This is a genomic window from Acidovorax sp. LjRoot66, assembly GCF_964253305.1.
GTDB lineage: Bacteria > Pseudomonadota > Gammaproteobacteria > Burkholderiales > Burkholderiaceae_C > Acidovorax.
In genome coordinates this window covers 803,492-826,654 of record NZ_CAXUQU020000001.1, presented here as the reverse complement: position 1 = coordinate 826,654, position 23,163 = coordinate 803,492, and the positions used below count along the sequence as shown (strand labels likewise).

The following is a 23,163-nucleotide window of genomic DNA, read 5'->3' as shown; positions in this document are numbered from 1 at the left end:
GTGCGTTCGCAGCGGGAGGCAGGTCAGTTGGTGCCGGCCGACAGCAAGGCGTCCTTGAGCTGGCTGTCCACCGGCGAGGCCCCCAGCCAGATGCGCAGCACCATGCCGAAGTATTCGGCATCACCCACCGGCGCGCCCTGGGCCTGGCCCTGGATATAGAAGGTGGTGCCCTTGCCCGGCACGAACTCCATCGCGAAGGTGTCGCCCGATGCCAGCTTGGTGCGGCCCGAGAAGATCTCGACCAGGCGGTTGCTCGACGGCGTGTGGCGCCGGATCTGGTCGGGCGTGGCGTTGGCAGACAGGCCCTTGATGAAAGACAGCCCCAGGTCCGTGCCCGGAATGTCGCGCTGGGCGACAAAATCCAGCCGCATGGGGCCGGTGGTGGCCAGGATCTCCTCGGCCGTGCGGACCTTGCGCGGCAGGTACAGCGCCATGTCGTAGACCTTGAACACGGCGCGGTAGCGCGTGCCCGCGCCCTGCAGCACCAGCGGTGTGCCCTGCACGGCCTGGGTGGGCCCGAAGGTCGGGGCGCCGCCATGGCAGGGGCCAGGGCGCCCAGGCTGGCGGCCGCCAGGGCCAGCGCGCAAGCGGTGCGCGCCAGAGGCCGCACGGGACGGGTCAAAAGGGTTGTTGTGGTTTTCAAGGACTTGTCTCCGCAATGCAGGCTGCGGCGCGCCAGGAAAGCCCTGGCCGCGCCACGCCGGCACGGAAATCATAGGCGACAGCGCGCCCCAAAGCCCTATTTGCGTGGCACGGGCACCCCGAACAGGGCCGCGCTGTTGCCAAACGCCACACCCTGCGCCACGGCTGGTGGCAGGCCACCCAGCCAGGTCCGGTAGCCCTTCATGAGACCTTCGTAGTGCTGCCAGCGCTGGTTGACCCAGGTGTCCGAGCCCACCACGAAGCGCGTGGGGTACTTGAGCAGCAAGGCGCGCCAGGCAGGGCACAGCTGGTTGTCGTCGCACACCAGGCCGGGGCGGTACGACAGCTCGCCCACCAGGCCCGGGTAGCGCGCCATGAGTGCGTCCACCCGCTCCACCGGTGCGCCGCCGATGCCCGTGTGCGCCCAGACCAGGCGCAGCTTCTGGCCCTTGGACGGGGTGTTGGCCATGAGCAGGTCGATGGCGGCATCGTCCACATGCGCCAGCACCACCAGGTCGCGCTGCTCGGCCAGCAGCATCAGCTTTTTGGCCACGGGGCCATCGGCATTGGCGCTGTCGTACAGGTGGAACTCGCCAATGCCCTTGTAGGGGCCGGATGCCGTGCCCTTGGCCAGTTCGGCCAGCACCATCTCGTAGATGCTCTCGTCGCGGAACCAGTTGCTGTAGTCCTCGCGGTTGCGGTACAGGCGCACGAAGGGCACGACGGCGATGCCCGCTTCGCGCACTTCCTTGGAGGCAGCCAGCGCGAGAGAGCCCGTGTTGGGCCGCGAGTTGGCCACGATGGCGCGCACGCCCGATGCCTGCATGCGTGCCAGCACGTCAGCCGGTGGGTGCGGGCCTGCCGCACCGTTCCAGGCCTCCTCGTTGTAGTGCAGGTGCGAGTCGAACAGAGGGCCGGTGTAGTCGGCCGCCTGGGATGCGCAGGCCAACCCACCCAGTGCCAACGCCACGAAACCGCGCAGGAAGCTGCAGGCCATGGCGTCAGCCCAGGTGCTTGTCGAAGAAAGCCAGCGTGCGGTCACGCGCGGCCAGGGCCGAGGCCTCGTCGTAGCTGCCGCGCTGGTCGCAGTTGAAGCCGTGGTCGGCCTCGTAGATATGCACTTCCACCTCGGGGTGCGTGCGCGCGAAGGCCTGCACGCCATCCACCGGGATGTGCTTGTCGCGCTGGCCGAAGTGGGCCAGCACGGGGACCTGGGGCTGGCGCGCCATCTCGGTCTCGGTGGTGATGCCGCCACCATAGTAGGGCACGGCGGCCGACAGGCCCTTGAGCAGGCAGGCCGAGCGCCAGGTCAGCAGGCCGCCCCAGCAAAAGCCCACGATGCCCACCTTGCGGCTGCTGCGTTCGGCCGCGTGGTCGATGGCGGCCTGGATGTCGGGCAGCACGCCGGGGCTGGGCAGGCCTTCCACGGCCGCCTTGAGGGCTGCGCCAGCAGCAATGTCCTCGGGCGTGTAGCCCAGTTCCACGCCGGGCTGCACGCGGTGGAAGGTGGCAGGCGCCACGGCCACGTAGCCCCGCGCGGCAAAGCGGTCGGCCACGGCGCGGATGTGCGAGTTGACCCCGAAGATCTCCTGCAGCACGACCACGGCGCCGCGTGGGGCGGTATCGGGCTCGGCCACCCAGGCGGGAAAGACGAAGCCGTCGGCGGACTTCAGATCGACAAATTGGCCCATGGTGCAACTCCTTGAAGACGAAAAAACCAGACAGATAGAGAATGGAAGGGGGCCAACCAGGCCCCGCAGGGGTCCCCGGCAATGCTGTAATGCCCCATTCTTGCAGGAGACGCCGATTTGGACAAAGTCGCATTGATTACCGGGGGCAGCCGGGGCATTGGCGCCGCCACCGCCGTGCTGGCCGCCAGCCAGGGCTGGGCCGTGGCCGTGAACTACCTGGCCAACCAGGCCGCCGCCGAGGCCGTGGTGCAGCAGATCCGCGCCCAGGGCGGCCAGGCCATCGCCGTGCAGGGCGACGTGGCCCATGAAGAGCAGGTGCTGGCCATGTTCGCAGCGGTCGATGCACAGCTCGGTCGCCTCACGGCCCTGGTGAACAACGCCGGGGTGGTGGATGTGACGGCCCGTGTGGACGAGATGGGCGTAGCGCGCCTGCGCCGCATGTTCGAGACGAATGTGATCGGCGCCATTGTCTGCGCCCGCGAGGCGGTACGGCGCATGAGCACGCGCCATGGCGGCACGGGTGGCTCCATCGTCAATGTGTCCAGCGCCGCCTCGCGCCTGGGCTCGGCCCACCAGTATGTGGACTATGCGGCCAGCAAGGGCGCCATCGACAGCTTCACCATCGGCCTGGCGCGCGAGGTGGCAGCCGAGGGTATCCGGGTGAATGCCGTGCGACCGGGGCTCATCGAGACCGAGATCCACGCCAGCGGCGGCCTGCCCGACCGGGTGCAGGACCTGGCCCACCAGGTGCCCATGCAGCGCGGCGGCACGGCCGACGAGGTGGCCCAGGTCATCGTGTGGCTGATGTCCGATGCATCGCCCTACACCACCATGTCATTTTTAGACGTCTCTGGAGGCCGTTGATATGGACCTGAAACCCCTCATCACCTTGCTGGCCATCGTGAACCCGCTGGCCATCGTGCCCTTCTTCATCCACTACACGCAGGGGTTTTCGGCGGCGCAGCGGCGCGCCACGATCCGCACGGCGGCGTTTGCCTCGTTCTGCGTGATCGCGGCCTGTGCGCTGCTGGGCCTGCAGATCCTGGAGTTCTTCAACATCTCGCTGCAGAGCTTCCAGGTGGGCGGGGGCATGCTGCTGCTGATCAGCGCGATGAACATGCTCAACGCCCAGCCGGCCGAAGCCAAGCCCATGACCAATGAGCTGGAGGAAGGTGTGGAGAAGGCGGCCACGGGCTCCAGCATCGCGGTGGTGCCGCTGACCATTCCACTGCTCACGGGGCCGGCCAGCATGTCCACCGTGGTAATTTATGCCGACAGGGCACAGACCATCTGGCAGCAGCTGGCGCTGGTGGGCTACGGCGTGGTGATCGCCCTGGCCACGGCGGTGTGTTTTTCGCTGGCCGACCCGATCGCTCGCGTGCTGGGCAAGACCGGCATCAACGTGATGACGCGGCTCATGGGTCTGATCCTCGCAGCCCTGGCGGTGGAAGTGATGGCCGACGGCCTGGGCAAGCTGTTCCCGGTGCTGGTGGCGCGTTGATTTCGCTGCGCACCATGCCGGCACGCCTGCTGCTGCTGGAAGACGACCCGGCCATCGCGCGCACCGTGGCCTATGCGCTGGAGCGCGAAGGCCTGGCGGTGACGCACAGCCTGCTGGTGCACGATGCACGCCAGCAGATGCGCCAGCAGCCCTTCGACCTGCTGGTGCTGGACGTGGGCCTGCCCGATGGCAGCGGGCTGGACCTGCTGCGCGAGCTGCGTGGCGCGCCTGCCACCGCCACCCTGCCGGTGCTGGTGCTCAGCGCGCACGGTGAAGAAATCGACCGCGTGCTGGGCCTGGAGCTGGGGGCCGACGACTACCTGGCCAAGCCCTTCAGCCCGCGCGAGCTGGGGGCGCGTGTGAAGGCCCTGCTGCGCCGCGCCAGTGCGCACACTGCCGCCATCGCCACGACAGCCCCTGCGCCGCTGTTCCACGACGACGAGGCCGGTCAGCGCATCAGCCTGCGCGGCCAGCCGCTGGCGCTCACGCGGCGCGAATACCGGCTACTGGCCTGCCTGCTGCGCGGCGCGGGACGCATCCACTCGCGCGATGCGCTGCTGGCCGCGGCCTGGGGCGACGACAGCGAGAGCACCGACCGCACGGTGGACACGCACATCAAGACGCTGCGCGCCAAGCTGCGTGAGATCGATTCCAGCCGCGAATACATCAGCACACACCGCGGCATGGGCTACTGCCTGGACCCGTAGACAAGGACTGCCGCCTATGCGCCTGGGCATCCGCCTGCTGTTCGCCTTCTTCCTGATCAACGGCATCGCTGCCTTCTTCGTGCTGCGCGTGTTCACGGCCGAGATCAAGCCCAGTGTGCGCGAGGTGATGGAGGACATGATGGTGGACACCGCCAACATCCTGGCCGAGCTGGCCAGCGATGACCTGGCGGCCGGCCGGCTGGAGGATGGCGCGGCGGGCAGTGCCTTTGCCCAGCATGTGCGTCACTACGCCACCCGGCCCATTGATGCGGCGATCTGGGGCTTTTCCAAGCAGTCGCTGGACTACCGCATCTACGTGACCGACGCCACGGGCCGGGTGCTGTTCGATTCGGAAAACCGCGCGGTGGGGGCCGACTATTCGCAGTGGCGCGACGTCGCGCGCACCCTGCGCGGCGAGTACGGCGCGCGCTCCACCCGCGACGTGGAGGGCGACGACACCAGCGGGGTGATGCATGTGGCCGCCCCCATCTACGTGCCGGGCACGGCGGCCGAGGGCAGCCGCATCGCCGGCGTGCTCACCGTGGCCAAGCCCACGCGCACAGTGCAGCGCTTCATCGACCGGGCCGAGAACAAGGTGCTGGCCAGCGGCGTGCTGCTGCTGGTGCTGTCGGCCGCCGTCGGCGTGGCCGTGACACTTTGGATGGTGTGGAACGTGCGCCGCCTGCGCGACTATGCGCTGAGCGTGCAGGGCCCCGCTGCGGGCGACCACGATTCGCCGCCCACCACGGCCCTGGCCGTGCCCAAGGTGCCGGGCGAGCTGGGCGACCTGGCCCGCGCCATGGACCGCATGCGCGCGCGGCTGGAGGGGCGCGACTACATCGAAGGCTATGTGCGCGCCCTCACCCACGAGCTCAAGAGCCCCGTGGCCGCCATCCGCGGCGCCGGCGAGCTGCTGCAGGACGATCTGCCCCCGGCCGACCGCGCCGAATTTGCCACCCAGGTGGTGCAGCAGGCCGAGCGTCTGCAGCGCATCATCGACCGACTGCTGGAGCTGAGCAAGCTGGAGCAACGCCACCATGCCGATGCGCCCGTGCCCGTGGCGCTGCAGGACTGCGCGCGCGCCGCCGTGGCCCACACGCAAGGGCGCGCGGGCCAGCGCGGCATCGCCCTGGCCGTCACCGGCAGCGGTGCCAGCGGCCCTTGGGAGGCCGAGCTCGTGACCCTGGCCCTGACCAACCTGCTCGACAACGCCATCGATTTCGCCCCGGCCGGCAGCCGCGTGCAGGTGGAGCTGGCCGGCAGCACCGTGGCCGTGCAGGACAGCGGCCCGGGCGTGCCCGACTACGCCCTGCCGCGCCTGGGCGAGCGTTTCTTCACCACCGCACGGCCCGGCGGCGAGCGCAGCGGATCGGGCCTAGGGCTGGCCATCGTGCGGCGCGTGATGGCGCTGCACGGCGGGCAGATGGTGGTGCGCAATACGGCGCCGGGGCTGCGGGTGGAGCTGGAGTTCCGCAGCGACTAGCCAGCGGTGGCAAGCCGTGGCTGGGCGTTCAGGAAGTGGACCAGATCGCCGATGGTGGTGACCCGGTCGTAGAAGGGATTGGCCTGCGGGCAAGAGAGGTCGCGGCCCGCGCGCTGGGCCATATTTACAAGGACATCGTCCAGGTCTTCAGAGTCCAGCAGCAGATCGTCCTTCAGACGGTCTGTCGCACGCAGCGGCAGCACCCACCTTGCCGAGTAATAGCGCTGAAGCTCCTCGTACACCGACCGAACGACCCAGGTGTCCACCTTCCGGCAGTCGATGGCCCGGGCAAATTGGCATATGGACTCTCCCGACCGCGCCTGCACCCATTGCACCAGACGCTTGTTCTGCTGCCGCCCCTCGATGGCCACCAGAGCCCAGAGCGCCGCGGCTATCGCGCACCCAGTGACGGGATAGGCCCACAAGAAGAGCAGCAGTGAGCGCAGCAGTGCCAATGCAGCCACAGCCACGAAGATGCGGCCGAGCCAAGGCATGGCGGGGCGCTGGACCTTGGGCATGAACCGGGAAGCTCTGCGCACGGTGATCCTCCTGCAGTGGCTGAAGAAAAGCCATTCTGCCACCGGCTCCACTTCACACTGCCCTCACAAACTTCATCGCCCCCTCACACCCGCCGCCAACACTGCCTCCACCTAATTCCCTATGGAGGATCTCTTGAAATACCCCTTGTTCACCAAACTGGGCGCACTCGCGGTCATCGTGCTGCTGCTGCTCATCGGGCTGGGCCTGATCGAGGACGTGGTGCGCGACCGGCAGCGCTACCGCAGCATGACGGCGCAGAGCGTGGCCGACAGCCTGGCCGGGCCGCAAACGCTGATGGGCCCGATGATCCACAGCGCCTGTGTGGAAAGCTGGGACGTGGAGACCGGCAAGGGCGAGGAGCGCCGCACGGTGGAGCAGCGGCGCGAGTTTTTGCTCACGGCCATGCCCGAGCAGCTCAAGGTGGTCACCGGCGCAGCGATGGAAGAGCGCGCGCGCGGCCTGCACAAGGTCAACACCTACAACCTCAAGTCGCACGTCACCGCGCAGTGGGGGGCGCTCACCAGCCTGCAACCGCAAAGCACCATGAAGGGCTCGCGCATGAACTGCGGCGCGCCCATCCTGATGGTGGCCGTGGGCGATGCGCGCGGCATCCGCACGGCGCGGGTCACGCTGGGCGAGCAGGCGCTGGTGCTCAAGCCCGGCACCTTCCACCCCACCTACACCCGTGGCCTGCATGCCGGCCTGCCCGAGTCGGTGCGCGGCCAGGCCACAGGCCTGACCGCCACGCTGGACCTGGAGCTGGTGGGCACGGAGCGCCTGGCCATCGTGCCGATCGGGGGCAACACCGAAGTACAGATGAGCAGCAGTTGGCCCCACCCTTCGTTCTCGGGGCAGTTTCTTCCGTCCGAGCGCGAGGTGACCAAGGCAGGTTTCACCGCCCGCTGGCGCCTGTCCTCGCTGGCGACCACCGCACAGAAAGACATTGCCGACGGCAAGCGGGTGTGCGTGAACAGCGGCGGCGGTGGCGACGACAGCAGTGAGTACGCCACGGGCAACGCCACCCCGCGCGAATGCGCCGAAAGCTTCAGCGTGGCCTTCGTGGACCCGGTCAACCCCTACACACTGGCCGATCGGGCCACCAAGTACGGCGTGCTGTTCATCGCCCTGACCTTCGTGGCCGTGGGCCTGTTCGAGTTGATGAAGAAGCTGCGCGTGCACCCGGTGCAGTACCTGCTGGTGGGCAGTGCGCTGTGCAGCTTCTTCCTGCTGCTGGTGAGCCTGTCGGAGCACCTGCCGTTCGGCATCTCCTACGGCGTTGCGGCCACCGCCTGCGTGCTGCTGCTGGCCTACTATGCAAGCCACATGCTGGGCAGCCTGGCGCGCGGCATACCGCTGGGTGCGGGGATCGCGCTGCTGTACGGCCTGCTGTACGTGCTGCTGCAGCTGGAGCAGACGGCGCTGGCCGTGGGTTCCATCGCGCTGTTCCTGGTACTGGCCGCCGTGATGGTACTGACCCGCAAGGTGAACTGGTATGGACTGACCTCACCCGCCGGCACGCCCCGCCCACCCCTGCCGCCACGGGAGCCACCCAGCGTGCCCCCGCCCCACTCGGGCCTGGCCACCTCCACCCAGCCAGGGCGTCCATGATGCACAGCACCGAGCAGCCCACCACCTCGCCCGCATTGGCCTGGGCACACCACCTCAGTGCCGCAGCCACCACCCACCCGGCACCGGACCTGTCGGACGCGGAGGCCCGGCGTGTGCAGCGCTACCGCGACCAGTTGCTGGCGGCCCTGCAGGCGCACGACCGTGCCGCGCTGCACAGCGCCAAGCAGGCCGTGCTGCGGGCAGCCTATGGCCCGCCGGGCACATCCGGGCCACCCGCCTCGGCGGCGCTGCGCTCTGCACTGCGGGATCTGTCTTGGCACATGGCGATTGTGCTGCTTCCACGCCATCCCACCAGTGCGCTGAGCCACTGAGGTACGCGCCGTGCCAACGCTCAGGCTGGCACGGGCTGGGCCGAAGGCGAGCAGCTGGCACTGCCGCAGCCGTGCACCAGCCCCTGGGGCAAGGCCTCGGGGGCCTTCACCACACCGGTGGCCGCGTCGAACCCCACGCGGCGCAGGTGCAGCGCCAGGGCGGCGTCCATGCTCTGCGCATGCTGAGGAAACCACAGCGCCAGTTCGCCGGCCATCATGCGCAGCACCTGCAGCTCACCCCGGCCAGCACGCTCAGCCCCTTCGCGCATGACCTGCAGCACCACCTTGTGCTGCATGCTGTGGCAGTTGCCCGCTGCAAAGCGCGTGCCGGCCATCCACTGGTCTTCCATGCCGAAATGCTGCTCTGTGTGGGCAATGAGCGCCTGCCAGCGCGCCAGCAGTTGCGCATCGTCCGAATGCTCCGCCCGCGCCAGGAGCTCGACGAACTCCTCATGGGTCTCGTCCATCAGCGGCAGGTCCAGTGCCAGTGCGTCAGACCATTCCAGTGCTGCCATGTGCCGTTCCGTTCTTGCAAGCCAATTGAAGGGCCAGCTTAGAGGCGCAAGGCCAAGGCCGCTTTGATGCAGGTCAGACACCATGGCGCAGCTCCATGACAAAGCCCCGCACGGGGCGGGGCTAGGTGAAGCACCATCGGCCCTGAAGGCCGTGGTGCGGGGGCTGGCCCGAGATTTAGCTCTGGCCGTACATGCGCTTGGCGTCGTCCACACACTTGGACTTGGCATCACCGCTCATGGCGTCGCAACGCTCCTTGGCGGCCTTGTAGTTGGCTTCGTTCTTTTCGGCCGATGCGTCCTTGCGGGCTTCGGCGACCTGGGCGCCCTTCTCGGCGGCATTGTCGGCAGGCTTGGCTGCGGCCTTGGCCACCTTGGCGTTTTCCTTGGCGGTGGTGTGGGCTGCCTTGGCATCCTTCACGCACACGTCCTTGGCGTTGCCCTTCAAGTCATCGCACTTTTCCTTGGCCACATCGTAGTCGGCGTCGGCACGTGCCATGCGGGCCTTGTTCGTGGCCTTGTCGGAAGGCTTGTGCTGGGCATCCAGTTCGGCCTTGGCCACGTTTTCGGCGCCCTTGGCTTCCTTGACGCAGATGTCCTTGGCGTTGTCCTTCAGGGTGTCGCAATTGGTCTTGGCAGCCTTGTAGTCGGCAGAGATCTTGTCCTTGGCCGTCTTGTACTCGGCGTCGGTCATGGCCATCGCGGAAGTGGCCAGCAGGCCGGCGGCGATGGAAGCGATCAGGGTGCGTGCGAATTTCATGGTTTTCTCCTCGGGGTCTCAGGGGATGTCTTGTAGGGGTGCTGAAAGAGCGTTGTGCATTCGGTAGCCCGCCAGCTGCAGGGCCTTGGGCCCTGGAGGGTTCTGGCTACCGGTGCGCCAAGGCCATGTCAGTCGTTGAAGCGGAAGTCGGGATGGCGGGTTTGCCAGTCGCTGAGCTGCTTTTCGGCGGCGTCGCGGGCAATGCCCTGGCGTTCCTGCAGCTTGCCCAGGAACTGCTCGCGCTTGCCGTCGATGACGTCCAGGTCATCGTTGGTGAGCTTGCCCCACTGTTCGGTGATCTTGCCGGTGAACTGCTTCCAGTTGCCCTTGATGGTGTCTTCGTTCATGGTGTGCATCCTCGAAAAAATTCGCTTCAGCCATCCACTCGGTTTGCGTGGAACACTTGCGTGATGCGATGGAGAGACTGTAAGAAGGAGTCCGCCTGCGGCGCGTAGTCCGCACCGTGGTACCCACGTCGGCGCACGCCTACGGGCATGCCGGACAAGCACCCGCTAAAGCAGCCTGGGTGTTTCAATCGTTGAAAAAGCAGGTGTTGCTGCTGCGCATCGCGCCATGCGGCCCTCTCCTCTGTACGAGGCCAGCACGTTTCTTTTGGTAACGCTTACTGTCGGGTAGGGAATGCCACTTTTGTAGGAGGTTGCCTACACTTCTGTACAAATCTTCACAAAAGTCGCTATGACACACGCCCACGAAGCATCCGATGCAGCCTTGGCAGCACCGCTGCACGCCCGCACAGCCTCCTCTTTGTCGCCGGCTGATGCAGCGCCAACAGCATCGGACTCCGCGGGCGCTCCCTGGCTCAAGCTGTCGGCGGCAGCCGCCGCCAGCGCGGCCCTCGCGGCCTGCGGCGGCGGCGAGGCCGAAGCCGAGGCCCCCCAGGCGCTCAAGCAGGCCGACAACGCGCCCCGCATGCCCCTGCTGGGCGACATGGGCGGCTCGGGCTCCTTCCGGTCGGACCAGGCGGCCAGCCGCACGCCCACACCCGACGAACTGATGGACTGGGCGGAGATGGTCTTCCCGCAGTACTTCGACTCGCACCAGGCCACAGTGACCAGCGGCACGCTCGTCTTCCGCTACTACGGGGGCACGCGCAACTACCTGGGTGTGTACCAGGGCAACGTTGTGGTGCTGGGCCCGCCCACCAACAACGCCGTGGTCAACGTCGGCGCGCTGGCCAGCTTTGGCGATGCGGTCTTCTCCAGCGGCCGGCCGCTCAACGACCAGGACGCTGCTCGCTTTCTGCTGCAGGCAGGGTTCGCCGCCACCACGCAGGACATCGCCACCGTCCGCTCCATCGGCTTCGACGCCTGGCTGAACTCGCAGTTCAACGCCCCCATCGGCATATCGGGCTGGGAGTGGCTCAACCAGCGCGGGTATGCGGCGGTCGACAATTCCACGGCCTACTACGACAACACCTATCCGGGCGACTGCATGATCTGGTCGCAGCTCATGACATCGCCCGATGGCCTGCGCAAGCGGGTCGCGCTGGCGCTGTCGGAGATCTTCGTGGTTTCGCTCTCGGGCCTGGACTTCAACTGGCGCAGCCACGCCATCGCGCACTACTGGGACACCCTGGTATTCCATTCGTTCGGCAACTTCCGCAACCTGCTGCAGGACGTGTCGCTCAACCCCGCGATGGGCTACTACCTCAACACCCGCGGCAACCAGAAGGAGAACACCGCCACGGGCCGCCAGCCGGATGAGAACTATGCGCGCGAGGTCATGCAGCTCATGTCCATCGGGCTGGTCATGCTCAACATCGACGGCACCGTGCGCCGCGACGGCGCGGGCCAGCCCATCGAAAGCTACAGCCAGTCCGACGTGACCAACCTGGCGCGCGTGTTCACGGGCTACGATTACAACCAGTCGCTGAACCAGCAGGGCACCGTGCCCGGCACGACACGCACAGTGCCCAACACGGCGTTCACGCGGCTGCCCATGTCGCTCAATGCCTCGCTGCACTCCAACCTGGCGGTCAACTTCCTGGGTGCCTCCATTCCGGCCAATACGCCCGGTGCCGCGGCCCTGGCCACGGCAATGGACACCCTGTTCTACCACGGCAACGTGGCGCCGTTCATCTGCAAGCAGCTGATCCAGCGGCTGGTTACCAGCAACCCCTCGCCGGCCTATGTGGCGCGCGTTGCCAGCGTGTTCAACAACAACGGTGCCAGCGTGCGCGGCGACATGAAGGCGGTGGTCCGCGCCATCCTGCTCGACGATGAAGCGCGTTCGTCCGCGGGACTCACACAACCGGGCTTCGGCAAGCTGCGCGAGCCCATGCTGCGCCTGGTGCAGTGGGGTCGCACCTTCAACATCAGCTCCACCTTCGGCAGCTGGAAGATCGGGGACACCAGCTCCGCCAGTTCGCGCCTGGGCCAGAGCCCGCTGCGCTCACCCTCGGTGTTCAACTTCTTTCGGCCCGGCTATGTGCCGCCGTCCACGGCCCTGGCCCAGAGCGGTGCCGTGGCGCCCGAGTTCCAGCTGGTCAACGAAAGCAGCGTGGGCGGCTACCTGAACTACATCCAGGGCGTGATCCGCAACGGCATCTACGTGAACGCGCCCGACCTGCCCAACAACGGCAGCAACGGGAACAACGGCTATGACATCAAGGCGCTGTACACGCATGAGATGGTGCTGGTCGTCGACCCCGACGCCCTGGTCGCGCGCATCAACCTGCTGATGTGTGCGGGCCAGCTGTCGGCCGCCACCGTGAAACTGATTGCCGATGCGATCAAGGCAACACCCGTCACGGCCGCGAGCACCGACGCCGTCAAGCTCAACCGCATCGCGTCGGCGATCTTCCTGGTCATGGCTTCGGCCGAGTACCTCATCCAGAAATAAGAGGACGCGCGCCATGCACCTGCTCCAACCCGAACTCCACACCCGCCGGGCCTTCCTGCGCCGCAGCGGCCAACTGGGCCTGGCCGGCACCGCCCTGCCGTTTGCGCTGAACCTGGCCGCCATGGGCGAGGCGGCCGCCTTCACCGCCACCGACTACAAGGCCCTGGTCTGCGTCTTCCTCTATGGTGGCAACGACTATGCCAACACCGTGGTCACCTACGACGACCCGAGCTACCTCAAGTACAGCGCCATCCGGGGCGGCAATGGCCTGGGTGGTGGCGGCATCGCCATCCCCAAGGCGGAGCTGGCGGCGACGCTGCTCAACCCCACGGCCGGCCTGCCAGGTGGGCGCCAGTACGCGCTGCACCCTGCCATGTCGGGCCTCACGGGCCTGTTCAACAACGGCAAAGCCGCCGTGCAACTCAACGTGGGCCCGCTGGTGGTGCCGCTGACCAAGGCCCAGTACAACGGCTCCAACCGCAGCCTGTACCCGCTGCCACCCAAGCTGTTTTCGCACAACGACCAGCAGTCGGTGTGGCAGTCGTCCTCGCCCGAAGGCTCCACCATCGGCTGGGGCGGCAACATCGGCGATCTGGCCCTGTCGTCCAACGCCAATTCGCTGTTCACCTGCATCTCGGTCACGGGCAATGCGGTGTTCCTCTCGGGCGACTCGGCGCTGCAATACCAGGTGAGCACGAGTGGCGCGATCCCGATCAATGGCGTCAAGAGCAGCGTCTATGGCTCCACGGCCGTGCGCTCGGCGCTGACCAGCCTGATTCAGCAGACCAGCAGCCAGACGCTGGAGAACGAATACAACAAGGTGACCACGCGCGCCGTGACCTCCGAATCGCTGGTCACCACCGGCATTGCGGGCGTGAACCTGGCCACGCCCTTCCCCGCCAACAACGGCCTGGCGGACCAGCTCAAGATGGTGGCCCGCCTGATCGGCGCGCGCGGCACCATGGGCACCAAGCGCCAGGTGTTCATGGTCTCGATGGGCGGCTTCGACCTGCACGACAACCTCATCTCCCAGCAGCCCGGCCTGATGCAGCGCCTGAGCGATGCGATGACCGCCTTCCACAGCGCCACGGTGGAGCTGGGCATTGCCGACAAGGTGACGGCCTTCACCGCCTCGGACTTTGGCCGCACGCTCAACTCCAATGGCGATGGATCCGACCATGGCTGGGGCAGCCACCACCTCATGGTGGGCGGTGCCGTCAAGGGCAAGGCCTTTTACGGCTCGGCCCCCCCGGTCAGCAACACCAGCACCGCCGCACCCGATGACCAGTGGCACGTGGGCCAGGGCCGCCTGCTGCCCAGCACCTCGGTGGACCAATACGCCGCCACGCTGGCCAAGTGGTTTGGCGTGAGCAGCACCGAGATCGCCAGTGTGTTGCCCAACCTGAGCCACTTCGGCGGTGCCGAATACCCCGTGGACCTGGGCTTCATGAACGCTTGAGCGGCCACGCCGTCACAACGCCCCGCACGCTGCAACGCCTGCGGGGCGTGCCTTTACGGGACCCCACTGCAGACTGCCCATAATGCAGCCATGAGCAGCATTCCCAACACACCCATCCGCCCCCGGGTCGTCATCATCGGTTGCGGGTTTGGCGGGCTGGAGGCGGCGCGCGCGCTGCACGGCAGCGCCATCGACGTCACGGTGGTCGACAAGACCAACCACCACCTGTTCCAGCCCCTGCTCTACCAGGTGGCCACGGCCGGACTCTCGGCACCGGCCATTGCTGCGCCCATCCGCCACCTGTTTCGCAAACAACCCAACGTGACCACGCTGCTGGGCGAGGTGGAGCGCATCGACGTGGCCGCGCGCAGCGTGCTGCTGCAAGGTGGCGACGCCCTGCCCTACGACCACCTGATCGTGGCCGCGGGTGCCACGCACAGCTATTTCGGCCGCGACGACTGGGCGCCCTTCGCCCCGGGCCTCAAGACGCTGGACGATGCCTTCGACATCCGCCGTCGCATCCTGCTGGCCTTCGAGGCCGCCGAGCGCACAGGCGACCCTGTGCAGCGCGCCGCCTGGCTCAATTTCGTGGTGGTCGGCGGTGGCCCCACGGGCGTGGAAATGGCCGGCACCCTCGCCGAGATCGCGCGCCACACACTGCCCGGCGAGTTCCGGCACATCGACCCGGCCAGCGCGAAGATCATCCTGCTCGAAGGGGGCACGCGCGTGCTGCAGGCCATGCCCGAGCCCTTGAGCCAGCGCGCCAAGGAGCAACTGGAAAAGCTGGGCGTGGAAGTGCGCGTGAACGCACGGGTGACGGCCATCGATGCGATCGGCCTCACGGTGGCAGGCCCCGCGCCGGGTGCTGACCCCACGGCCACCAGCTACGCGATTCCCAGCCAGTGCATCGTCTGGGCCGCCGGCGTGGCCGCCTCGCCCCTGGGCCGGCTGCTGGCCGAGGCCACCGGCTGCACCACCGACCGCGCCGGCCGCGTGGTGGTCGAGCCTGACCTCACATTGCCCGGCCACCCAGAGATCAGCGTGGTGGGCGACCTGGCCGCCGCCAAGAGCCATGTCCCCGGCCAGGAACCCACGCCCGTCCCCGGCGTCTCCCCCGGCGCCAAGCAGATGGGCCGCGCCGCCGCCGCCAACGTGCTGCGCCGCCTGGCCCAGCAGCAGACCCAGCCGTTTCGCTACCGCGACTACGGCAACCTGGCCACCATCGGCCGCAACGCAGCGGTGGTGGACCTCACCTCACCGATCGGCCCGGTGCGCTTTTCAGGCTACTTCGCCTGGCTGTTCTGGTTGTTTGCCCACGTGTACTTCCTCATCGGCTTTCGCAACCGCCTGGTCGTGCTCATGGACTGGGGCTGGGCCTACTGGAGCTTTGCGCGCTACGCGCGCGTGGTGACGGGCATCGAGGGATCGAAAAAGCGAGTCCAGGAATAGGGCGATAACGCGCACAGCCTGTGTGCACGCTCGGCTTAAGAGCGGCTAACAAAACTCTTCTGGCGTCGTTGCTGCGTCTTGTCGTACTACTCGTACTGCCTGCGACGCACCGCCTAGCCAGAACCGCTTCGCTGAGTTTTGTTATCCGCTCTAAGCCAGGGCAGCCGTGCAAGGGCCGCCCCGCCGCACCGGCTGCGTCCCCCTTCCCGAATTGCGCAGCAATTCGAGAGAAGGGGTGAAGGCGCGAAGCGCCTCAGGGGGATGTACCGAATCAATACCCAGCGCCGATTGCCAGCGGCAGGAAGGTATCCACCGGGCCCAGCACGGCGGGCGAACTGCCGACGATGGTGTAGCTCAGCTGGCCATTGCTGATGGACAGGATGGCGCCGGTGTCGCGGTAGAAGCGGTAGTACTGGTTGCCGTAGGTCAGCGAGGGCGAGAACGAGGGCTTGAACAGCGTGGGGAAGGTGTCTTCCGCATAGTTGAACAAGCGGTCGTCGGCACGGGTGACCACGGCCTTGAATGGTGCCAGGCCACCGGCCTGCCCCAGCCCCGTGAACTCCATCACGTAGCTGATCGAACCGGTGGAGGGGTCCACCTTGAACAGCTTGGTGAATGCGGCGCCGTACAGGGTGTTGCTGTCGCCTTCCGCCAGGCCGTAGACCGAAGTGGCCAGGCCGAAGCTGCCGACGTTGGCCGACTGCTGGTTGTTGCGCAGGTTGACGATGCCCAGCGAGTCGTTCTCGCCCGCAAAGAACAGCCGGCCATTGAGGTAGGCCAGGTCACCCGCCGATTGCGCCGGAAGGGTACCGACCACCGTGGCCTGCGCGGTGGCGGGGTTGACCTGGTAGAGGTTCTTGTTGACGGCGGAGGCAGCGTACAGCTTGCCGCTGCCATCGAAGGTCAGTGCATTGGCGGTGCTGATGCCGTGCTTGCCGAGCAGCACGGCACTGCCATCGGCGGCCAGGCGGTACAGCGAATTGAAGGTCAGCACGTAGAGGGTGCCCGCCGCGTCGGTGGCGATGTCGGTGATGGAGCCATCGACCGTGGGGCGGGACACCAGGGTCAGGGACTTGGCGTCCACATCGACGAGCATGATCTTGCCACTGTCCTGCACGTAAAGCTTGTCACCGGCCCAGGCGGTGGTGGCAGTGGCGGCGAGGGCGATGGTGGCGGCACAGGCGGAGCGCAGCAGCGATGGCTTGAAGAACATACGGGAAATTACCTCGGCAATGAACGTGGATCGGAGCCCGCTGTGGGCCGCGATGGCGGCATGCCATCCGGCGCTGCACTCGCAGGCGAAGGGGAACACAAGGGCTGGAGGCGGTGGCGGGCGATGGGCTGGCCATGGCAGTGCCCCACCGGGAGCCAGGCACCCAGGGAACGCATTGGCGGTCTGCGGGCCCCGTACCGGACAGCCTGCCTCGTTGCAGCCCGACAAGAGATTTGCGCAATCCCGAAGGCCGTCAACACGTTCAGGCACATTATGGAAGAGCACCGCAAGCACCGACACCCTACCTGAGTAGGGGTGCTGCAACCATCCGTAACAAGACTGGCTTTGGGGGTGCGCCGGTGCGGGTGCGTGTCCGCTTCCTGCGGCTCAGCGCCCCACCTGTTCCAGCCATTCGTCCAATTCGCGCGCCGCCTGGTTGGTAGCGTCGGCCAGTGCCCGGGTGCCGCCAGCCGCATCGGCTGTGGCAGCGGGGCGTTGCACGATGAAGACACGCTGGCCCACCAGGTTCTCGCCCAGATGCGTCGGCTCGGCAACGGTGGCACGCAGGCGCACCAGGCCGGCGCTTTCTGCGGCGCTGGTGAACACCTGGCTGAACTCTTCGAGCTCCAGGCGCAGCACGGTGGGCCGCTTGTTCGCCACACGGGCCTGCACGGCCGCGTCGCTGGTGCTCAGGATGGCCCGGCGCAGGCCCAGGTGCTCGCGGATGCGCTGCTGCACCAGCACGGCCGGGGGCTGGCTCCAGCGTGCTGCGGCATAGGGGCGTGGCTGCTGGGCATCGGCGTAGGCCAGCCGGTAGAGCACCGACGTGCTGCTTTCGGGCATGCCGGTTGACTCCACATCGGCCAGGGCCAGCGGCGCCAGCGGGGCCCGGCGGTCGCCCGGGGCCGTTGCCATGGCACCGGGGCCGAAGTCGTACTGCACCGCCCGCGTGGGCGGGCCGGGCAGGGCCGAGCACCCGGCCAGCACGGCAGCGGCGCACACCAGGGCGGCGCCCCGGCGGGCCAGGCGAGCCAGGCGCCCCGAGACAGTGCGTTGGATATCCAGCATGGCGATGTACTCCTTGAATTCGTCGGACGGCGGCATCAGCGCGCGGCGCCTGGTGCGGCAAAGCCCTCTTCGCCCGGACCAGGCGGGATGCGGCCCGAGCCATAGATGAACGACTGCGGGTTGTCGCTCACGCTGTTGGCGGCCCGGCCGATCTGGCGCGCGGTGCGCGACAGTTCGTCGGCCGCACGGGTGACGCGCGGCAGCGTATTGCTGCCCAGTGCATCGGCCGCGCGCGTGAGCGCCTGGGTGCCCTGCGTGATCTGGTCGATGGGGCCGCCTTCAACGGTGAGGCGCTGGTTGGTGGCGTTGATGCCTGCGGCCATGTCCGACACACTGGTGCCGGCCTTCTGCAGCGACTGCAGCGTCTGGCGTGCATCGCCGGCCAGCGCGGGCAGTGACGCCAACGCAGGGTCCAACCGGGTTTGCACCGTGGTGTCCAGCCGCTTGGTGAGCGCGTTGACGCTGCCGGCCGCCTGGCCGATGTTGCCGATGGCGTCCGTGAGCAGCTTCTGGTTGGTGTCGCCCAGCAACTGGTTGATGCGACGCGTGGCCTCCTCCACCTGGCCCAGGATGGCCGGCGCCTGCTCGGCCAGGCGGCCAAACGGCGAAGGCTTGAGCGGCAGGCGCGGCAGGCCGCTCGGGCCGGGGGGCAGCTCGGGGTACGGCGCTGCGGCATCGTCGAGCTGCACATGGGCCAGGCCGGTGACGCCCTGGTAGCCCAGCACGGCGAAGGTGTTGGGACTGATGGGCGCCTGCTCATTCACGGCAATGCGGATCAGCACATTGCCACTGACCTGGGGATCGAAGCCGATGCGCGTGACCTTGCCCACGGCCACGCCCTTGTAGCGCACCGTGGCCTGGGGCTGCAGGCCGCTCACGCCGTCCTTGGTGGACAGCTCGTACTGCTCGTAGTTGGCGTTGTCGCGCGTGAGCCAGATGGCCAGCCCTGCCAGCATGGCGGCCACCACGATGACGAAGATGCCGGCGGCGAGTGCGTGTGATTTGTTTTCCATCAGGCGTCCTTGGAAGTCTGCATTGGGGCCGCGGGCGGCTGCTCGGGCAAGCCCGCCAGGGGGGCCATGGCGCGCTGGCCACGTTCACCCATGAAGAATTGCTCGACGAAGGGGTGTTTGAAACGCGCCACTTCAGTCGGCGGGCCAGTGACGACAACCTTCTTGTCGGCCAGCACGGCCACGCGGGTGGACAGGGCAAACAGGGTGTCGAGGTCGTGCGTGACCATGACCATGGTGAGGCCCAGCGCCGCGTGCAGCTCGCGCAGCAGTGCGCAGAACTCGTCGGCACTGCTCGGGTCGAGCCCTGCGGTAGGCTCGTCGAGCAGCAGCAGCGGCGGATCCATGATGAGGGCGCGCGCCAGGGCCACGCGCTTGACCATGCCACCGGACAGATCGGCCGGCATGCGGCTGGCGTGCTCGGGCTTGAGGCCCACCATCTGCAGCTTGACCAGCGCGGCATCGCGCACCAGATCGTCGGGCAGGGTGCCCTGCTCGCGCAGCGCGAAGGCCACGTTGTCGAGCACGTTGAAGGCCGAGAACAGCGCACCGTGCTGGAACAGCATGCCCACCCGACTGGCAGCACCTTCGCGCCCCATCTCGGAGGCCGGGCGGCCGAGCACGGTGACCGTGCCACGCGCGGGCCGGGCCAGGCCCAGTATCTGGCGCAGCAGCACCGTCTTGCCCGTGCCCGAGCCCCCTACCAGCGACAGCATCTCGCCTCGCTGCACGGTGAATTCAAGGTCCTGGTGCACGGCGAAGGCTTCGCTGCCCTTGCCGAACACGCTCCACAGGCCCTTGACCTCAACCACGGGCGGTGTGCCCGAGGGCACGGCCAGCTCCTGGGGCGCGTTGCTGCCTGCGGCGTTTGGCGGGGTGGCGATGTCGGCGGTGCTCACGGCGTCAGATCCCGATGCTCTTGAAGGCGATGGCAAACAGCGCATCCACGATGATGACCATGGTGATGGAAGTGACCACCGATGCGGTCGTGCCCTCGCCCAGGCTCTGCGTATTGGGCTTGACGCGCATGCCCCAATGGCAGCCGATGAGCGCGATGCAGGCACCGAACACCACCGACTTGGCCATGGCCAGGCCGAGGTTGCCCACCTTCACGGCAGACGGCAGGGCCTGCACAAAATACGCGGGAGAAATATCCATGGCCACATCGGCCGCGAGCATGCCCCCGGCCAGCGCCGCCAGCGTGGTCCACACGCTGATCAGCGGCATGGCCAGCGCCAGCGCCAGGGTGCGCGGCATCACCAGCCGAAAGCCGTGCGGGATGCCCATGACGCGCATGGCATCGAGCTCTTCGGTCACACGCATCACGCCGATCTGCGCGGTGATGGACGAGCCCGAGCGCCCCGCCACCAGGATGGCCGCGAGCATGGGGCCCAGCTCGCGGATGAGGGAGATGCCCAGGATGTTGACGATGAACGATTCGGCGCCGAACTGGCGCAATTGCAGCGACATCAGATAGGCCAGCACCACCCCGATGAGAAAACCGACCAGGGCTGTGATGGGCAGCGCCGTAGCGCCCATGCGGTACAGGTGGCCGGACACGTCGCGCCAGGGCCCGCGCTGGGGGGCACGCGCCAGGCGCAGCAGGTCGAGCACCAGCTGTCCCACCATTTGCAGCATGTGGCGCGCGTGGTCCACACCATGCAGCACCAGCAGGCCCAGGTGGTCCACTTCACGGGCCAGGCTCCAGGGCTCGGGCGGCGGCGGCTCGGCCACGGTGAACTCGGCGACACGCTCCAGGATGTCGCGCTGGATGTCGGTGAGCGCCAGGCGCGCGGGCCAGGCACGGCCCCAGTGGTTCCACAGCAGTTGCGCGCCCACGTGGTCCAGCCACTGCAATTCACGCAGATCCCAGCCGAGCTGCGCGCCGGGCTGTTGGGCCTGGAGCTGCTCGGACAGTGCCTTCCATTGCCGGCGCGTACCCAGCTCAGCCGCGCCCCAACGCCCATGCAGCAGCAGCTCCGGGCCTTCGGAGGTGTCGGTGCGGGCAATGCGCGGAGCAAGGTCGGTCATGAAACGGGCGGCGCAAGCCACCAGCAAGGAGGTAGGGGAAGCATGGTAGCGGAGCCCATGGCCGGCAGGTAGGACAAGCCCTTGCGTGCAAGCACGACACGGGCCCGAATGCTTGCAATTATTATCAAATTGCGTGCAGTCACAACCGCTGCAAGCCACACCAGCTACAAACTTGCTAGCAAGCCGCGTTTACCCCCTCGACACCACCAGCGCGGTCCGCACAATGGCGCCGACCCTTCCGATCAACCCGCGACACCTCTTGCAACACCGTTATTCCCATGAGCGACACCACGTTTGACCACATCATCATCGGCGGCGGCACAGCGGGCGCCCTGCTGTGCAACCGCCTGAGCGCCGATGGCCGCCGCCGCGTGTTGCTCATCGAAGCGGGTCGCAAGGATGATTACCACTGGATACACATTCCCGTAGGCTATCTGTATTGCATTGGCAACCCGCGCACCGACTGGCTCTACAACACCGAGCCCGACGCGGGCCTGAACGGCCGCACCCTGCGATATCCGCGCGGCAAGACACTGGGGGGTTGCAGCAGCATCAACGGCATGATCTACATGCGCGGCCAGGCACGCGACTACGACCAGTGGGCCGAGCTGACCGGTGACGCCAGTTGGCGCTGGGACAACGCCCTGCCCCACTTTCGCCGCCACGAGGACCACTGGCGCCTGGACCAGCCCGGCGACGTGAGTGAAAACTTCAAGCGCCTGCACGGCAACAAGGCCACCGGCAGCACCGGCGAGTGGCGCGTGGAGAAGCAGCGCCTGCGCTGGGATGTGCTGGACGCCTTTTCCAAGGCTGCGCAGCAGGCCGGCATTCCGGCCACCGAGGATTTCAATGGCGGCGACAACGAGGGCGTGGGCTACTTCGAGGTCAACCAGAAGAGCGGCTGGCGCTGGAACACGGCCAAGGCCTTTCTGCGGCCGACCTGCTACGGCCGGCCCAACTTCGAGATGTGGACCAACGCGCAGGCCACCCAGTTGATCCTCGAAATCCAGCCGGACGGCACACGCCGCTGCACCGGCGTGAAGGTCTGGGACGGGCACGAGATGGTGACAGCCCACGCCACCGGAGAGGTGATCCTGAGCGCGGGAGCCATCAACTCGCCCCAATTGCTGCAGCTGTCGGGCATCGGCCCGGCCGCCCTGCTCCGGCAGCACGGCATCGACGTGGTGCACGACCTGCCGGGCGTGGGCGCCAACCTGCAGGACCACCTGCAGATCCGCGCGGTGTTCAAGGTCAATGGCGTGCCCACGCTCAACACCATGGCCAACTCGCTTTGGGGCAAGGCCAAGATCGGCATGGAATACGCGATGAAGCGCAGTGGCCCGATGAGCATGGCACCCTCGCAACTCGGCGCCTTCACGCGCAGCGATCCCAGCCAGCCCTGGCCCAACATCGAGTACCACGTGCAGCCCCTGTCGCTCGACGCCTTCGGCGAGCCCCTGCACAGCTTCCCGGCCTTCACGGCCAGCGTCTGCAACCTCAACCCCACGAGCCGGGGCACGGTACAGATCAAGAGCGCGGACTTCAAGGCCGCGCCGGCCATTGCGCCCAACTACCTGAGCACCCCCGAAGACCGGCAGGTGGCGGCCGACAGCCTGCGCGTCACGCGCCGCATCGTCGCCCAGCCCGCCCTGGCCGCCTACCAGCCCGAGGAGTGGAAGCCCGGCGTGCAGTTTGAAAGCGATGAGGACCTGGCGCGTCTGGCGGGCGACATAGCCACCACCATCTTCCACCCCGTGGGCACGACGCGCATGGGCCGCGCAGATGACCCGATGGCGGTGCTTGATTCGCAACTGCGCGTGCGTGGCATTGCCGGCCTGCGCGTGGTGGATGCGGGCGCCATGCCCACCATCACCAGTGGCAACACCAACTCACCCACGCTGATGCTGGCCGAAAAGGCAGCCGAATGGATCCTGGCCGCGCAGAAGGCGTGAGCTTTCAAGTTCAGCGGATGCCACCGACATAGCGGGGCACTTCGACCACCGGTGCAGGCGCCAGGCGCTGGCGCACCGCCTGGCCGGCGGTCTCCAGCAAGGGACGCCGTTGTGGCGCAGGGGCCGGTTCGTGCACGGCGCGGTCGAGCCGTTCGGCCCATTCGGCAAGTTCGGGCACGCCGTCTTCGACCGCGTGCTGGCGCGCGAAGCGCACGATCTCCATCGCGTACTCTGCGTTGGCTGCCATCCACTCGGTGTCGGTCACCCGGCCGGTCTTGCGGCGCAGCAGCACGTGCAGGTGCGCTGCGATGGCGAGTTTGTCGCTGTCCTGCATGATGGTGAA

The 23,163-nt window shown here is 67.6% G+C and carries 23 protein-coding genes; 10 read left to right on the top strand and 13 right to left on the bottom strand.

What is annotated here, in order from left to right; genetic code table 11:
* Nucleotides 1-23: 23 nt before the first annotated feature.
* The 3 genes from ACSQ3Y_RS03815 to ACSQ3Y_RS03805 form a co-directional block, all read right to left on the bottom strand.
* Nucleotides 24-587, bottom strand: coding sequence for a chalcone isomerase family protein (locus ACSQ3Y_RS03815; RefSeq protein ID WP_436176495.1), 564 nt, complete (start codon nt 585-587; stop codon nt 24-26).
* A 152-nt stretch (nt 588-739) separates the two neighbouring features.
* A complete protein-coding gene (locus ACSQ3Y_RS03810) occupies nt 740-1,639 on the bottom strand; it encodes an amidohydrolase (protein ID WP_436176494.1) in 900 nt (299 codons plus the stop codon).
* Between the two features lie 4 nt (nt 1,640-1,643).
* On the bottom strand, nt 1,644-2,333 hold the full coding sequence (locus ACSQ3Y_RS03805) for a dienelactone hydrolase family protein (RefSeq protein ID WP_436176493.1): 690 nt from the start codon (nt 2,331-2,333) through the stop codon (nt 1,644-1,646).
* 117 nt (nt 2,334-2,450) lie between these two features.
* Here ACSQ3Y_RS03805 and ACSQ3Y_RS03800 point away from each other — a divergent pair, with 117 nt between their 5' ends.
* Genes ACSQ3Y_RS03800 through creC form a run of 4 tightly spaced genes read left to right on the top strand, consistent with a single transcriptional unit; the run spans nt 2,451 to nt 6,024 of the window.
* Nucleotides 2,451-3,197, top strand: coding sequence for an SDR family oxidoreductase (locus ACSQ3Y_RS03800; protein ID WP_436176492.1), 747 nt, complete (start codon nt 2,451-2,453; stop codon nt 3,195-3,197).
* A 1-nt stretch (nt 3,198) separates the two neighbouring features.
* Nucleotides 3,199-3,834 (top strand): MarC family protein, encoded by a 636-nt coding sequence (locus ACSQ3Y_RS03795; protein ID WP_057202598.1) that lies wholly within the window; start codon nt 3,199-3,201, stop codon nt 3,832-3,834.
* 14 nt (nt 3,835-3,848) lie between these two features.
* Nucleotides 3,849-4,541 (top strand): two-component system response regulator CreB, encoded by a 693-nt coding sequence (gene creB, locus ACSQ3Y_RS03790; protein ID WP_436176491.1) that lies wholly within the window; start codon nt 3,849-3,851, stop codon nt 4,539-4,541.
* A 16-nt stretch (nt 4,542-4,557) separates the two neighbouring features.
* Nucleotides 4,558-6,024 (top strand): two-component system sensor histidine kinase CreC, encoded by a 1,467-nt coding sequence (gene creC, locus ACSQ3Y_RS03785; protein WP_436176490.1) that lies wholly within the window; start codon nt 4,558-4,560, stop codon nt 6,022-6,024.
* Here the strand turns inward: creC and ACSQ3Y_RS03780 are convergent.
* Nucleotides 6,021-6,563: a hypothetical protein gene (locus ACSQ3Y_RS03780; protein ID WP_436176489.1), complete on the bottom strand. Its 543-nt coding sequence runs from the start codon at nt 6,561-6,563 to the stop codon at nt 6,021-6,023. The genes creC and ACSQ3Y_RS03780 overlap by 4 nt on opposite strands.
* Nucleotides 6,564-6,684: 121 nt before the next feature.
* On the opposite strand from ACSQ3Y_RS03780, the gene creD reads away from it, so the two are divergent.
* Both creD and ACSQ3Y_RS03770 read left to right on the top strand, forming a co-directional pair.
* On the top strand, nt 6,685-8,172 hold the full coding sequence (gene creD, locus ACSQ3Y_RS03775) for a cell envelope integrity protein CreD (RefSeq protein WP_436176488.1): 1,488 nt from the start codon (nt 6,685-6,687) through the stop codon (nt 8,170-8,172).
* Complete coding sequence (locus ACSQ3Y_RS03770) at nt 8,169-8,504, top strand: hypothetical protein (RefSeq protein WP_235516094.1); 336 nt, start codon at nt 8,169-8,171, stop codon at nt 8,502-8,504. Before creD ends, ACSQ3Y_RS03770 begins: the two co-directional genes overlap by 4 nt.
* 20 nt (nt 8,505-8,524) lie before the next feature.
* Here the strand turns inward: ACSQ3Y_RS03770 and ACSQ3Y_RS03765 are convergent, their stop codons facing one another.
* The 3 genes from ACSQ3Y_RS03765 to ACSQ3Y_RS03755 all read right to left on the bottom strand — a co-directional run bounded on the left by ACSQ3Y_RS03765 (nt 8,525) and on the right by ACSQ3Y_RS03755 (nt 10,123).
* Nucleotides 8,525-9,019 (bottom strand): hemerythrin domain-containing protein, encoded by a 495-nt coding sequence (locus ACSQ3Y_RS03765; RefSeq protein ID WP_057266604.1) that lies wholly within the window; start codon nt 9,017-9,019, stop codon nt 8,525-8,527.
* A gap of 175 nt (nt 9,020-9,194) precedes the next feature.
* Complete coding sequence (locus tag ACSQ3Y_RS03760; RefSeq protein ID WP_057202602.1) at nt 9,195-9,776, bottom strand: hypothetical protein; 582 nt, start codon at nt 9,774-9,776, stop codon at nt 9,195-9,197.
* Nucleotides 9,777-9,904: 128 nt separating this feature from the next.
* On the bottom strand, nt 9,905-10,123 hold the full coding sequence (locus ACSQ3Y_RS03755; RefSeq protein WP_057202724.1) for a CsbD family protein: 219 nt from the start codon (nt 10,121-10,123) through the stop codon (nt 9,905-9,907).
* A gap of 349 nt (nt 10,124-10,472) precedes the next feature.
* Between ACSQ3Y_RS03755 and ACSQ3Y_RS03750 the strand changes: the two genes are divergently transcribed.
* The 3 genes from ACSQ3Y_RS03750 (at nt 10,473) to ACSQ3Y_RS03740 (ending at nt 15,546) form a co-directional block, all read left to right on the top strand.
* A complete protein-coding gene (locus ACSQ3Y_RS03750) occupies nt 10,473-12,638 on the top strand; it encodes a DUF1800 domain-containing protein (RefSeq protein WP_436176487.1) in 2,166 nt (721 codons plus the stop codon).
* 13 nt (nt 12,639-12,651) lie between these two features.
* Nucleotides 12,652-14,097 (top strand): DUF1501 domain-containing protein, encoded by a 1,446-nt coding sequence (locus ACSQ3Y_RS03745; RefSeq protein WP_057202604.1) that lies wholly within the window; start codon nt 12,652-12,654, stop codon nt 14,095-14,097.
* A gap of 90 nt (nt 14,098-14,187) precedes the next feature.
* Entirely contained in the window at nt 14,188-15,546 is a 1,359-nt protein-coding gene (locus ACSQ3Y_RS03740; protein ID WP_436176486.1) for an NAD(P)/FAD-dependent oxidoreductase, read from the top strand.
* Between the two features lie 271 nt (nt 15,547-15,817).
* Here ACSQ3Y_RS03740 and ACSQ3Y_RS03735 read toward each other — a convergent pair whose 3' ends face one another.
* The 5 genes from ACSQ3Y_RS03735 to ACSQ3Y_RS03715 form a co-directional block, all read right to left on the bottom strand.
* Nucleotides 15,818-16,759: a DUF6923 family protein gene (locus tag ACSQ3Y_RS03735; protein WP_057266607.1), complete on the bottom strand. Its 942-nt coding sequence runs from the start codon at nt 16,757-16,759 to the stop codon at nt 15,818-15,820.
* 387 nt (nt 16,760-17,146) lie between these two features.
* A complete protein-coding gene (locus tag ACSQ3Y_RS03730) occupies nt 17,147-17,827 on the bottom strand; it encodes an ABC-type transport auxiliary lipoprotein family protein (RefSeq protein WP_436176485.1) in 681 nt (226 codons plus the stop codon).
* A gap of 35 nt (nt 17,828-17,862) precedes the next feature.
* Nucleotides 17,863-18,840 carry an MlaD family protein gene (locus ACSQ3Y_RS03725; protein ID WP_057266608.1) on the bottom strand — a complete coding sequence of 326 codons (978 nt, stop codon included), beginning with the start codon at nt 18,838-18,840 and terminating at the stop codon, nt 17,863-17,865.
* Nucleotides 18,840-19,781 carry an ABC transporter ATP-binding protein gene (locus ACSQ3Y_RS03720; RefSeq protein WP_436176484.1) on the bottom strand — a complete coding sequence of 314 codons (942 nt, stop codon included), beginning with the start codon at nt 19,779-19,781 and terminating at the stop codon, nt 18,840-18,842. The genes ACSQ3Y_RS03725 and ACSQ3Y_RS03720 overlap by 1 nt, the downstream gene beginning before the upstream one ends.
* Nucleotides 19,741-20,868, bottom strand: coding sequence for an MlaE family ABC transporter permease (locus tag ACSQ3Y_RS03715; RefSeq protein ID WP_436176483.1), 1,128 nt, complete (start codon nt 20,866-20,868; stop codon nt 19,741-19,743). The genes ACSQ3Y_RS03720 and ACSQ3Y_RS03715 overlap by 41 nt, the downstream gene beginning before the upstream one ends.
* A 278-nt stretch (nt 20,869-21,146) precedes the next feature.
* On the opposite strand from ACSQ3Y_RS03715, the gene ACSQ3Y_RS03710 reads away from it, so the two are divergent.
* Complete coding sequence (locus ACSQ3Y_RS03710) at nt 21,147-22,820, top strand: GMC family oxidoreductase (protein ID WP_436176482.1); 1,674 nt, start codon at nt 21,147-21,149, stop codon at nt 22,818-22,820.
* Between the two features lie 10 nt (nt 22,821-22,830).
* Here the strand turns inward: ACSQ3Y_RS03710 and ACSQ3Y_RS03705 are convergent, their stop codons facing one another.
* Entirely contained in the window at nt 22,831-23,154 is a 324-nt protein-coding gene (locus tag ACSQ3Y_RS03705; protein WP_436176481.1) for a hypothetical protein, read from the bottom strand.
* Nucleotides 23,155-23,163: the final 9 nt, after the last annotated feature.